Annotated in this window: 8 protein-coding genes; 6 read left to right on the top strand and 2 right to left on the bottom strand. The window is 64.2% G+C overall.

Annotation, left to right across the window (positions count from 1 at the left end; genetic code table 11):
- Nucleotides 1-82: 82 nt before the first annotated feature.
- From ACQ4W7_RS04215 to ACQ4W7_RS04235, 5 genes are all read left to right on the top strand, one after another.
- On the top strand, nucleotides 83-1,441 hold the full coding sequence (locus ACQ4W7_RS04215; protein WP_436528678.1) for a sensor domain-containing protein: 1,359 nt from the start codon (nucleotides 83-85) through the stop codon (nucleotides 1,439-1,441).
- A 33-nt stretch (nucleotides 1,442-1,474) separates the two neighbouring features.
- Nucleotides 1,475-1,633, top strand: a complete 159-nt coding sequence (locus tag ACQ4W7_RS04220; RefSeq protein WP_436528680.1) for a hypothetical protein — start codon at nucleotides 1,475-1,477, stop codon at nucleotides 1,631-1,633.
- A 143-nt stretch (nucleotides 1,634-1,776) separates the two neighbouring features.
- A complete protein-coding gene (locus ACQ4W7_RS04225) occupies nucleotides 1,777-2,250 on the top strand; it encodes a phage tail protein (protein WP_426074986.1) in 474 nt (157 codons plus the stop codon).
- 57 nt (nucleotides 2,251-2,307) lie between these two features.
- Nucleotides 2,308-2,799, top strand: coding sequence for a phage tail protein (locus ACQ4W7_RS04230; RefSeq protein ID WP_436528683.1), 492 nt, complete (start codon nucleotides 2,308-2,310; stop codon nucleotides 2,797-2,799).
- Nucleotides 2,800-2,812: 13 nt separating this feature from the next.
- Complete coding sequence (locus ACQ4W7_RS04235) at nucleotides 2,813-3,349, top strand: phage tail protein (protein ID WP_436528685.1); 537 nt, start codon at nucleotides 2,813-2,815, stop codon at nucleotides 3,347-3,349.
- A gap of 14 nt (nucleotides 3,350-3,363) precedes the next feature.
- On the opposite strand, the gene ACQ4W7_RS04240 is transcribed toward ACQ4W7_RS04235, so the two are convergent.
- Nucleotides 3,364-5,526, bottom strand: a complete 2,163-nt coding sequence (locus ACQ4W7_RS04240; RefSeq protein WP_436528687.1) for a hypothetical protein — start codon at nucleotides 5,524-5,526, stop codon at nucleotides 3,364-3,366.
- Nucleotides 5,523-5,996, bottom strand: coding sequence for a GNAT family N-acetyltransferase (locus tag ACQ4W7_RS04245; protein WP_436528689.1), 474 nt, complete (start codon nucleotides 5,994-5,996; stop codon nucleotides 5,523-5,525). The genes ACQ4W7_RS04240 and ACQ4W7_RS04245 overlap by 4 nt, the downstream gene beginning before the upstream one ends.
- A gap of 441 nt (nucleotides 5,997-6,437) precedes the next feature.
- Here ACQ4W7_RS04245 and ACQ4W7_RS04250 point away from each other — a divergent pair, with 441 nt between their 5' ends.
- The gene (locus ACQ4W7_RS04250; RefSeq protein WP_436528691.1) at nucleotides 6,438-13,631 is read left to right on the top strand and encodes an Ig-like domain-containing protein; all 7,194 of its coding nucleotides are present in this window, start codon (nucleotides 6,438-6,440) and stop codon (nucleotides 13,629-13,631) included.
- Nucleotides 13,632-13,643 lie beyond the last annotated feature (12 nt).

Consider the following 13,643-nt stretch of genomic DNA (forward strand, 5'->3'; position numbering starts at 1 on the left):
GCCGGATCGGCAGGCTGCCACCGGAGGAAAACATTTCCCAGAACGAACATGCCATAGACAATGTCAACTAGAATACGAGCATATGAAACACAAGATTAGCGCGCCGGTTGCCAGCTTCACCGATTTGCTGCTCGACGCCGTGTGCATGGTCGATGTGCACGGCCGCTTTGTTTTCGTCAGCGCCGCCTGCGAACGTATTTTCGGTTACACGCAGGAAGAAATGATAGGCGTGCTCATGCTCGACCTGGTCGCGCCGGCCGACCGCCAGCGCACCATCGCCGCAGCCCAGGCCATTATGGACGGCCATGCCCAGGTCCACTTTGAAAACCGCTACATCAGGAAAGACGGGCGGCTCGCGCACATCATGTGGTCGGCCCGCTGGTCAGCCACAGACCAGCTGCGCGTGGCCGTGGCGCGCGATATCACGGTGCTGAAACAGGCGCAGGCGAAGCAGGCCGCGCTGTACGCCATCGCCGAGGCCGCGCATGCGACCGAGGAGCTGCCGGCCCTGCTGCACCGCATCCACCAGATCGTCTGCGAGTTGCTGCCCGCCGACGGCTTGATGGTGTCCCTGCAGGACGAGCATGGCCAGCACTTTCACCACGCGCACCATGCACAGGAGGACACGCCGGCAACCCATGCGGCGCTGGCCAGCCTGCTGTGCGAGGAAGTGCAACGCAATGGCCGCGCGCTACTGATCGAGCCTGGCCGCCTGGCAAGCTTGCCGCCCGCACTGCAAGCAGTGGCTGGCAAGCTGCTGGAATACTGGCTCGCCGTCCCCCTGCAAGCGTCGCGCGGCATCATCGGCGCGCTGGCATTGCAAGGCGGCCAGGGCGGCACCGCCTATACCGAGCAAGAGCAGGATTTGCTGCAATTCGTCGCCAAGCAACTCGCCATCGCCATCGAGCGCAAGCAATTGCATAACCGCATGCGCTTCATGGCCATGCACGATGAACTGACCCGCCTACCGAATCGGCGCCTGTTCCATGACCGCCTGCAAACGGCGTTTGCGCGTGCCCACCGCCAGGATGGCAGGCTGTCGCTGCTGTTTATTGACCTGAACCGATTCAAATTAATCAATGACCACTACGGCCATGCCTGCGGCGACTTGCTGCTGCAAGCCGTGGCGGGCAGGATTCTGGATTGCATACGCGAGACCGATACCCTGGCCCGCCTGGGCGGCGACGAATTCGTCGTGCTGGTGGAAAACAATCCACTGCCGATGGATGCCATGCTGATCGAGCAAAAAATCCACGCGGCGCTGGCCACCCCGCTGCGGCTCGGCGATGGACGCCGCCTGCGCATCAGCGTCAGCATCGGCGTCGCGCACTTTCCGGAACACGGCGAGAACATGCAACTGCTGCTGCGCCACGCCGACCGCGCCATGTACGTCTCCAAGTCCCGATCGCTGACGCCGGACTATCTGCACGCGCCGGAATAAGGCGCGCGGACAGAAACGGCGACGGCAACGCACATGCCGACTATCATCATGCGACACTTCTTTTTGACTTGCCCGCTTGTTCAAGCGCTTGCCGCCCAACGCAATACCGGCAATATGTGGCCACGCTCCTTTATGGCGCTTTGCGCCAGCCATTTCTTATCTAAAAACGCTCGCAACAGCAAGAATTATTAATTAGTCTACTGCAACAAAATAAGTGGAATTTTTTTTAACTTCTGATAAAGTCAGAGCGCGACAAGTCATTAGCATTTTCTTCTTCGTTATCTTGTTAAATAAAGGGGTCGTTTATGTCTGAATGCTTTATAGGCGAAATCCGTATGTTTTCGGGGAATTACGCGCCGCCTGACTGGCTGATGTGCAATGGACAATTGCTCAGCATTAGCGAAAACGAGGTGCTGTACACACTGATCGGCACCACCTATGGCGGCAACGGCAGTACTTCCTTCGCCTTGCCAGACCTGCGCGGCCGCGTGCCTATCCACATGGTCGCCAACCACCCCCTGGGCCAGGCTGCCGGCAATGAAAGCGTCACCTTGCAAACGCTGCAGCTACCGGCACATACCCATGCCGCTTCGGCACAGAAGGCGGCCGGCACCTTGGCCAGCCCTACCAACGGCGTGTGGGCGGCGGCGGCCACAAATAACTATGCTACCGCTACCAGCGGCCTGGTGAGGATGAATCCGACCACCATTTCCGCTGTCGGCAGCACGCTGCCGCACGAAAACATGATGCCCTTCCTTGCCGTCTCTTTCATCATCGCCACCGCCGGGATATATCCGATCCGGCCATAAACCTGCCTGGGCGAACAAGTATTATTCATACCAAACAAATGATAAGGAGAGCGCTTTATGGACCCGTTTTTAGGTGAGATACGCTTGTTCAGCATGAGTTATGCCCCGAAAGGATGGGCGGCATGTCAGGGACAGATGCTGTCAGTACAAAGCAATGCCGCCTTGTTTTCTCTGCTGGGCACTCTATACGGCGGCGATGGCACATCCACTTTCGCCTTGCCCGACCTGCGCGGCAAAGCTCCGGTATATGGCGGCACCACCTATATTCAAGGCAAGGCAGCCGGCGAAGAAAACCATACCTTGGCACTCAGTGAAATGCCGGAACACACGCATATTGTGAGCGCATCGACCAACGCCGTCGATGCGACGTCACCCAAAAATGCCACCTGGGCCAATACCGCAGGTGGCTATGCGGCGGCCGCCGACGCCGTGCTCAATCCGGCGGCGATCAGCATCGTCGGGGGCAACCAGCCGCACAACAATATGCAACCCTATCTGGCGCTCAATTTCTGTATCGCCACTCAGGGTATTTATCCACCACGTCCATAGAGGGGCAAATACCATGGCAGATCCATTTGTCGGAGAAATCCGGATTTTCTGCGGCACGTTCATACCCAATGATTGGGCGGCCTGCGATGGCGCGACATTGCAGATACAACAAAATAGTGTGCTGTATTCGGTCATCGGCACACAGTATGGCGGCAATGGCAGCACCACTTTCATGTTGCCCGATCTGAATGGCATGACACCGATACACCAGGGAACGGGTGTCGGACTGACGCCCAGAGCGCTGGCGGAAAAGGGCGGCGCAAGCACCGTTACGCTGACCCAGAGCACGATCCCGACCCACACGCATGGCGCGATGGCCCTGGACGCCGCAGGCGGAGTGTTAAGCCCAAGCGATGCGGTATGGGCACAAAACGTCAGCGGCGGCCGCAATCCGGTGCCGCAGCCGCAATATGCCACGGACGTCAATACTGTCATGAATGCGGCCTTGCTGGCGCCTGCCGGAGGCGTCTTGCCGCACAACAATATGCAACCTTACTTGCCGCTGCAATTCATGATTTGCCTGTACGGCGAATACCCGAGCAGGCCCTGAGCGGCCAGCGCCTGCTACAGGCCGCTTTCCCGTATCGCTACGCCGGCGACCTTGCGCGCGGCACGCCACAGCATGCTGCTGCGTTCCCCATCGATATGCGCGACCATGGGCGCCATGCTGTCCACGCCGGCACCATCGAGCCGCAGGGTGACGCGATACAACGCTTCATTGGCCAGCGACTCGCCATGCGGACCGCCGCGCGCGGCGATCGGCCCACCATGCAAGGATGACAACATCGGTTCCGGCAAGAGCCGGCTGGCGGTACTGTCGATGCGCGTCACGGTGGCAGCCCGCGCCGCGCCGTCGGGGCGGCGCGGCATCAGCCGCGCGCGCGCGCCCAGCTTGACCCTGCCGATGTCCGATTCGTGCACAAAGACCTGCGTCTGCCCCGCTCCGTTACCCACCACGCGGCCCAGGACATGGCTAGTACCCAGCCATGCACCGGGAAACAAGCCGGGATCGAGGTCGCGCACCACGCCGGCGTGCGGCGCCTTCACGGTCAGCCGCCCCAGCTCGGCGCCTTGCAGCGCATATTCCGCCCTCGCCGCCGCCAGTTCCTGGTCCAGCACGCGCGCGCGCTCGTTCAAGCCGGCGTTGTCGATGGCGCCATTGATCTGGCGCTCCAGCCCGGCGATGCGGCTTTGCAGCTGCAGCAACTGGCTTTCCACCGCCGGCGCGGCGAGCAGGAACAAGGCTTCGCCGCCGCGCACCGCCTGCCTCTCCTTGACCAGCACCGCCTCCAGGCGTGCCGGCATCGGCGCAAAGAGCTGGCTGTGCATGTCCGCCTGCCAGTAGCCGTCGGCGACCACGTCCGAGCGCCATGGCATGACCAGGATGGCCAGCAGTGCCAGCAACGCCAAGCCGCTGCGCGCCGCATTGCGCGACCAGCGCGCGCGCAAATCGCGCCAGGCGCGCAACTCATTCCAGATGGGACGCAATACAAACCAGCTGATTTCCACCGCAAACAAAATCACCCCCAAGGCCTTGAAGAAGAAAAAATACACCGCCGCCGCGATGCCGGTGAACATGATCAGCCGGTACAGCCAGGTCGCATAAGCGTACAAGACGAGCCAACTGGCCCGCGTCCACAGTTGCGGCTCGGGGAACGGCGCGGCGATGCCCAACAGTACTTTTCGCAGTTGCCAGCGCGCAATCGCAAAACTGCGCTCGGACAGGTTCGGCACATCGAGCAAATCCATCAGCAGGTAATAGCCGTCGAAGCGCATGAAGGGATTCAAGTTGATCGCCAGCGTGCTGACCCAGGTGACGGCGGCCAGGATATACAGCGCACTCTTGAAGCCGCCCTCCGGCGCCAGACTCCACAGTAGCGCCGCCATGCCCGCAAGCAACAACTCGGCCACCACGCCGGCGCCGCCGATGGCCAGGCGGGCGCGGCGCGACGTCAGTTTCCACGCCTCCGACGTATCGGTGTACAGCAAGGGCCACATCATCATCAACGCCACGCCCATGGCCGGTACCCGCACGCCGTAATGCTTGCAAGTGTAGGCGTGCGCCAGTTCGTGCAGGATCTTGGCCAGCGCCAGCGCCAGACCGTAGTACAAGGCGCCCTGCCACGAGAAAAAATACAGGAAAGTACTGGAAAAGGCGGGCCACTGATCCAGCACGCGCCACACGCCCACCAGCAACAGCAAGCCGCAGGCGATGAAAAAACCGGGCCGTAACAGCGGTTCCACATAAGCCAGCGTGCGGTCCAGGAAGGCATCGGGGCGCACCAGGGGGATACGAAAAAACAGATAATGGTGCAACAGCCATTGCAGCAGTGTCGGCTTGCGCCCCGCCGCCACTTTTTGCAGGTGCGCGCGCAGCGCTACCGTGTCGGCGCGCAACAACTCGTTCGCTTGCAGGAATTGCTGCACCCCCAGCACATCCTCGGGCTCCGGCGCCAGCGCGGTGTCGCGCGCGACGGCGTCGCACAGCTCGCCCGCCGGCATGCCGCCGCGCCAGCGCGACAGCAATTCGAATTCCAGCCAGCCGATGCGGAAAAAACGGTTGCGCACGGCATCGTGCACATGCCAGTGCGGTGTGCCGTCGACGCCGGGCGAAGCCGGCTGCAGGGACAGGTCTTCGCGCAAGGCCGCCAGACGCTCGCCGGCCGGATCGGCCGGATCGGACATCTGCCCGGCCAGCGCGCCGACGCAGGCATCGCTCAGCTTCATGCGTGCCACCGCAGGTGCGCACTCAATGCGTCTTCCGATTCGACGCAAAACCCCAGCGTCAGATACAGGCGCCGGGCAGCGGAATTGCTTTGATGCACAGTCAAACGCATCTCTTGCCCGGCCATGGCGGCGCGGCCTTGCATACGTCGCAACACTTCGCCTGCGCACCCCTGCCGACGCACCCCCGGCAACACGCTGATATCCACGATCCGCAAGGTGGCGGCTACGCTATCGATAACCACTCGCCCTACCGCAACACCCTGCATTTCAATGATCCAATACTCCGCATCAGAATAAGTCGCCTTATATCCGGCGACTTGGGCATGATACTGCATTGATATTAATAACTTAATAACTGTTGAATCAGATACCATCATATGCAAATCATCGCGCGTCGAGGAATACAAAACCTCGGCAAATGCCTGATCGGCCAATATGGCCGGGCGCAACAGCAGATTGGGCAGTCCCATGTTCACGCCCCCTGCCAAGCCGGCAAGCACGCGGTAATGCGGCCGCAAGCGATGACAACACTGCCGGCACCCAGCTTATCGTTCATGCAAACACACCATCTTGGTTTCTTTCAATGGGCTAGTTATAGTTACCATCCACCTGCGCCAGACATAATACGGCATCCATGCGCAACCCAAAATGTATATTTCACATTCTCCGCCATCGCGTTTAATATTGCACAAAAAATGACGATTCAAGTTTACAAATATTTCCTCTAAGCAGCTACAATAATAAGACCACAATCATATTCTTTTAATTAAACCGTGATTATTGGTGATAATTTATTTAAATAAATCCATTTGGCGCTATATATTGATGGCGCCAATCCAGTACTTTTGAAACTTCTACCCCTGTTGTCCGGACGTGGTGCAAGGCGGCCAGACAATGAAAAGGAAGCAGCGATGAAACGATACGACATCCCCGGCGCCCTGTCCCCAATGACCGCCGCGCCAGCACGCGCCATTGCCGGGCAAGGACCGCGCCTGCGCCCGACGCGCAGCATGCTGGCGCTGGAAACGCGTATCGTCTTTGATGGCGCGGCAGCCGCTACGCTGGCCGACCCGCACGACGCCGCCGCAGGCGGACTGCACCAGCCGGCCATCGCCGGCAAGGCCATCGATGCGGGACGCGTTTCTGCCGAAGCGGCCCGCAGCGCAGCGCTGGCGCCCGAGCGCGCACCCGCCGAGACTGCCGCCAGGGCGGCCGGCCCCGGCACCATCGTCTTCGTCGATGCCTCGGTGAGCAATCCGCAAGCGCTGCTGGCCGGCCTGAAACCGGGCGTCGAAGTCGTCATGCTCGACAAAAACCGCGATGGCGTGCAACAGATCGCGGACGCCCTCAAGGGCCGCCATGACCTGGACAGCATCCAGATCATTTCCGAAGGCAGCACGGGCCGCGTACTGCTTGGCTCCGCCGTTCTTTCTGATACGAATATCGATAACTACCAAAGCGCCCTGGCCACCTGGGGTGGCGCCTTGCGCAGCGGCGGCGACATCCTGTTGTTTGGATGCAACGTTGCCAACAATCCCACGGGCGAGCACTTCGTCAACCGCCTGGCCGCGTTGACGGGGGCCGATGTGGCCGCCTCGACCGATTCCACCGGCGCTGCGGCGCTGGGCGGCAACTGGGTCCTGGAAAAACACACGGGACAGATCGAGGCTGACAAGGCGATCAGCGAGCGCGCACTGGCCGACTACGCCGGTTTGCTGCTGACCGGCAATGGCACCGCCGACGGTACCTATGATTTCGGCGGCACCTATGGCTCTGCCAGCGGCGGTTTACGTCCGCTTGCCGATAAATTGAAAGTCAGCGACTTCCTGGCCCAGGACGGTACCATCCTGTACGCCGCCAATGCGGCCGCGTCGAGCGATGGCGGCGTCATCACTGCCGTGTTCAAGGCGGAAGGCGGCAGCGTCGCCAAGACCTTCACCTTCAAGGATTTCGGCTTCAGCGTCACCTCGCGCGGCGCTGGCCTCAACACCCGTACCGTCGACCAGTTGGTGGTGGTGCTGGCAGATGCTTCCGGCAACACCATCGCCACCTTGCAAATGGCCGGCCCTACCCTGACCCTCACGACCATGGCCCAATCACTGAGTTCACTGATCAATAGTGGCACGCCCTACTCTTACGCCAACGTGGCCTCGGTCAGCATCACCATCAGCCTGTGGAAGACCACCGACCATGGCGGCGATGGCGGTTCGGCCAGCGAAATCAATTTTGAATCCATGACGATGAGCAACATCAGCGCCGGCGTCGTCAACACGGCGCCCGTCTTCGTCGGCGCGACCACCGCGCTGACCGTGGCCCAGAACGGGGGCGCCACCGATATCAAGGGTTTGCTGCACGTCAATGATGTCGACGTGGGCCAGACGGAAACCTGGACCCAGGCCGTCGGACCGCTGCACGGCACCCTCACCTTCAGCGGCGCCACCGGCAGTTCAGGCAGCGCCGACATCACGCCCGGCGGCACCATCACCTACACACCGACAGCGGGCTACGCCGGCACCGACACCTTTACCGTCCGGGTGAGCGATGGCGTCACGACCGTGGACCGCATCATCACGGTCACGGTGACGCCCGCCGGCCCCGGCACGCCTGACCTGGCGGCCGGCAGCGACAGCGGCAGCGACAGCACCGACAACCGCACCAACGCGGGCAGCCTGAATTTCAGCGGCAGCAGCGCCGCCGGCGATACCACCAGCACGGTGCGCGTCTTCCTCGACGCCAACAGCAACGGCGTATACGACGCCGGCACTGACGCCACCGCCACCGCCACAGTCAACAATGGCAGCTGGAGCGTCAGCGGCATGAGTACCAGCGGCCTGGCCAACGGCATCTACGATGTCTATGCCATCACGACATCGGCCATCGGTTCCATCAGCAGCACCAAAAGCACCGCACTGAGCGTGACCATCGACACCACTGCACCGGGCCTGCCCAGCAACCCCATCGTGCTGGCCGCCGCTTCCGACAGCGGCAGCTCGAATGCGGACGGCCGCACCAGTGTCACCAATCCGACAGTGCGCATCAGCCTGGCCGGCACCAATGCCGTCAGCGGCGACGTCGCCGAGCTGCTGCTGGGCGGCAGCGCCTTCGGCACGCCACTGCGCGCCACCCTGAACAGCACCGATATCAGCAACGGCTATATCGACCTGACCGTGGTCAGCGGCACCCTGGGCGCCGACGGCAACAAGGTCTTTACGGCCAGGGTCACCGATATCGCCGGCAACATCGGCGCCGCCGGCGGTGCGCTGACGATCACGCTCGACACCGCCGTACCGGGCCTGCCCAGCAACCCTATCGTGCTGGCCGCCGCTTCCGACAGCGGCAGCTCGAATGCGGACGGTCGCACCAGTGTCACCAATCCGACAGTGCGCATCAGCCTGGCCGGCACCAATGCCGTCAGCGGCGACGTCGCCGAGCTGCTGCTGGGCGGCAGCGCCTTCGGCACGCCACTGCGCGCCACCCTGAACAGCACCGATATCAGCAACGGCTATATCGACCTGACCGTGGTCAGCGGCAGCCTGGGCGCCGACGGCAACAAGGTCTTTACGGCCAGGGTCACCGATATCGCCGGCAACATCGGCGCCGCCGGCGGTGCGCTGACGATCACGCTCGACACGACCAGCGCCGCGCCGTCGACACCGGTACTCAGCAACGCGAGCGACAGCGGCAGCTCGAATAGCGACCTCCTCACCAAGGTGGCCACGCCGGTCATCACCGGCACGGCCGAAGCGGGCAGCAGCGTGACCCTGTACGACACGGATGGCGTCACCGTGCTTGGCACGACAGTGGCAACCGGCGGCGCATGGAGCATCACCAGCAGCGCGCTGAGCAACGGAGTCCACAGCTTAAAAGCCCAAGCCGTGGATGTCGCTGGCAATGTCAGCATCCTCTCGGGCGCCCTCTCCATCACCATCGACACCTCCGCGCCTGCCACGCCCGCCACGCCCATACTCGCCCCCGCCAGCGACAGCGGCGCATCGAACTCGGACGGCATCACCAGCATCACCACGCCGGTCATCAACGGCACTGCCGAAGCGGGCAGCACCGTCACGCTGTACGACACCGACGGCACCGTGCTGGGCACAACAGTGTCCACAGGCGGCGCGTGGAGCATCACCAGCAGCGCGCTGGCCGACGGCGAGCATAGGCTGACCGTCAAAGCCACCGACACGGCTGGCAACGTCAGCGCCGCCTCCGGCGAACTGTCGGTCACGATCGCCACCGTGGGCGTGGCGCCTGGCGCGCTCGCGCTGGACGCCGCCAGCGACAGCGGCATATCGAATGCCGACCGCATCACCCGCGTCACCACGCCGACCATCACCGGCACCGCCCAAACCGGCTCCATTGTGACGCTGTACGACACGGATGGCGTCACCGTGCTGGGCACGACGCTGGCCAACGCCGGCGTGTGGAGCATCACCAGCACCGCGCTGAGCCAGGGTCAGCACACGCTGAGCGCCAGGGCGTTTGACGTCGTCGGCAATACCAGCCCCGCCTCCACCAACCTGTTCATCACCATCGATACGACCTTGCCTGGCACGCCGGGTAATCCCATCGTGCTGGCCGCCGCCTCCGACAGCGGCAGCTCGCATGCGGACGGCATCACGAATGTCACCACCCCCACCGTGCGCATCAGCCTGGCCGGCACCAATGCCGCCGCCGATGATATCGTCGAGCTGCTGCTGGGCGGCGCTTCCCTGGGCACGCCGAAACGGGCAACGTTGACCGCCACCGACATCAGCAACGGCTATATCGACCTGAGCGTCGCCAGCGGCGACCTGGGCGCCGATGGCGACAAAGTCTTCACGGCCAGGGTTACCGATATCGCCGGCAACATCGGCGCCGCCGGCGGTGCGCTGACGATCACGCTCGACACCGCCATCGCCGCGTCGCCCGTGCCGGTCCTTTCCAGCACCAGCGATACCGGCGCATCGAATGCGGATGGCATCACCCGCATCACTACGCCGGTCATCACAGGCACGGCAGAAAGCGGCAGCACCGTCACCCTGTACGACAGCGACGGCGTCACCGTGCTGGGCACCGCCGTCGCTACCGGCGGCGCGTGGAGCATCACCAGCAGCACGCTGGGTGATGGCATCCATAGCCTCAGCGTGAAAGCCACGGATACGGCCGGCAACACCAGCACCGCTTCCAGCCTGCTGTCCCTCAGCATCGATACCAGCGCCCCTGCCGCGCCGCCCGCCCCCGTGTTGTCGGCCACCAGCGACAGCGGCGCGTCGAACAGCGACGGCATCACGAATGTCAGCCGACCCACCATCACGGGCCGCGCGGAAAGCGGCAGCACCGTCACCCTGTACGACAGCGACGGCGTCACCGTGCTGGGCACCGCCGTCGCCAGCGGCGGCGCGTGGAGCATCACCAGCAGTGCGCTGGGCGATGGCGTCCACACCTTGAGCGCCAAGGCGGTGGACGCCGCCGGCAACAGCAGCGCCGCGTCCAGCCCCCTGTCCATTAGCATCGACAGCGGCGCGCCGGCCGCGCCGCCAACGCCAGAACTGTCCGCCGCCAGCGACAGCGGCGCGTCAAACAGCGACGGCATCACAAATGTCAGCCGGCCCACCATCACCGGCCGCGCGGAAAGCGGCAGCACCGTCACCCTGTACGACAGCGACGGCGTCACCGTGCTGGGCACCGCCGTCGCTACAGGCGGCGCGTGGAGCATCACCAGCAGTGCGCTGGGCGATGGCGTCCACACCTTGAGCGCCAAGGCGGTGGACGCCGCTGGCAATAGCAGCGCCGCATCCAGCCCCCTGTCCATTAGCATCGACAGCGGCGCGCCGGCCGCGCCGCCAACGCCAGAACTGTCCGCCGCCAGCGACAGCGGCGCGTCGAACAGCGACGGCATCACGAATGTCAGCCGGCCCACCATCACCGGCCGCGCCGAGGCCGGCAGCACCGTCACCCTGTACGACAGCGACGGCGTCACCGTGCTGGGCACCGCCGTCGCCAGCGGCGGCGCGTGGAGCATCACCAGCAGTGCGCTGGGCGATGGCGTCCACACCTTGAGCGCCAAGGCGGTGGACGCCGCTGGCAACAGCAGCGCCGCATCCAGCCCCCTGTCCATTAGTATCGACAGCGGCGCACCGGCCGCGCCGCCAACGCCAGAACTGTCCGCCGCCAGCGACAGCGGCGCCTCGAACAGCGACGGCATCACGAATGTCAGCCGTCCCACCATCACGGGCCGCGCGGAAAGCGGCAGCACCGTCACCCTGTACGACAGCGACGGCGTCACCGTGCTGGGCACCGCCGTCGCTACCGGCGGCGCGTGGAGCATCACCAGCAGTGCGCTGGGCGATGGCGTCCACACCTTGAGCGCCAAGGCGGTGGACGCCGCCGGCAACAGCAGCGCCGCGTCCAGCCCCCTGTCCATTAGCATCGACAGCGGCGCACCGGCCGCGCCGCCAACGCCAGAACTGTCCGCCGCCAGCGACAGCGGCGCCTCAAACAGCGACGGCATCACAAATGTCAGCCGGCCCACCATCACGGGCCGCGCGGAAAGCGGCAGCACCGTCACCCTGTACGACAGCGACGGCGTCACCGTGCTGGGCACGACAATGGCCACCGGCGGCGTATGGAGCATTACCAGCAGCACCCTGGGTAGCGGCACCCACACCCTGAGCGCCAGGGCGGTGGACGGCGCCGGCAATGCCAGCGCCGCCTCCAGCGCACTGGCCATCACCATCGATAACGCCACCGCTGCCGCGCCAACGACGCTGGTACTGAACAGCGCCAGCGACAGCGGCACATCGAACAGCGACGGCATCACGAATGCCAGCCGTCCGACCATCACGGGCCGCGCCGAAAGCGGCAGCACCGTCACTTTGTACGACAGCGACGGTGTCACCGTACTCGGTTCCACCGTCGCCGCTGGCGGCACATGGAGCATCACCAGCAGCACCTTAGGCGATGGCAGCCACACCTTGACCACCAGGACGGTGGACACCGCCGGCAATGCCAGCGCGACGTCGGCGGCGTTGAGCATCGTCATCGATGCCAGTGCACCCGCCGCGGCGGACACGCCGCAACTGGCAAGCGGTGGCGCATCGACCACCAACACCGCGCCTGTCTTCAGCGGCAATGCCGAAGCCAACAGCACCGTCACGGTGCGCAGCGATGGGTTGGTGATAGGCACGGTACAGGCCGACGCCAGCGGCAGATGGAGCCTGAGCGCAGTACTGGCCCTTGGCCCGCACCAGATTACGGCCAGCGCCACGGATGCCGCCGGCAACAGCGGCAACCCTTCGCCCGCCCTGAGCCTGAATATCCTGGCGCCGCCGCTGCCCGTGACGGCGCGACCGCCCCTGCCCGCCCCGCCTGTGCTGGCGCCAACGCCGGAGGTGGTGCCCGTTGCCACGCCGCCCGTCAGGGATGCAGCACTCGGCCAGATCAGCATGTCGCCGCTGGCCGCTGTGGTCGATGCCGCCAGCGGCCAACAGGATGAACCCTTCCGCGCCGCACCAGCGCTTGATGTCGCCTACACGCCACTGCCTCCGATTCGTACCTCGCTACTGCTGAACCGGGAAATCGCCAATGTATCGATCAACGCGCAGCAAGGCTTGAACCTGTCGATTCCGCGCGATACGTTTCTCAGCGCAGACGGCAGCGCGACGACCTTGACCGCCCGCCTCATCGACGGCAGCCCCCTGCCGGCCTGGATACGCTTCGATCCGGTCAGCGGCACGTTCAGCGGCACGCCGCCTTCGGGCGTAGTCACGACACTGGAAATCGAGGTGGTGGCAAGGGATACCAAGGGTAATGAAGTCAAGACCGTCTTCAAGCTGCGCAGCGGGGCGCCGGCCGCCACGCCGCCGCAGGCCAGCTTGTCCGGCAACGATCTGCTGCTGGCGCTCGGACTGTCCCTGCCCATCGGCGGCGATGCGGCCATGGACGGCACGGCGGCCCTGCCTGACGCTGTCCTGGCCGCGCTGTTCGATGCGCGTCAGGAAGCGACACCGGAGGCGCCCCGGGATGCGCCTGGCGCCAGCGCCATGAGCGGGCAACTGGCGCGCGAAGCGCAGCGTTTTTCCCGCGATGCAGGTGCCACCTTGCGCCACCTGGCGCAACTATAAGCAGTGTAAAGA

Source organism: Janthinobacterium algoris, from assembly GCF_051380935.1.
In the GTDB taxonomy this organism is placed as follows: Bacteria; Pseudomonadota; Gammaproteobacteria; order Burkholderiales; family Burkholderiaceae_D; genus Janthinobacterium.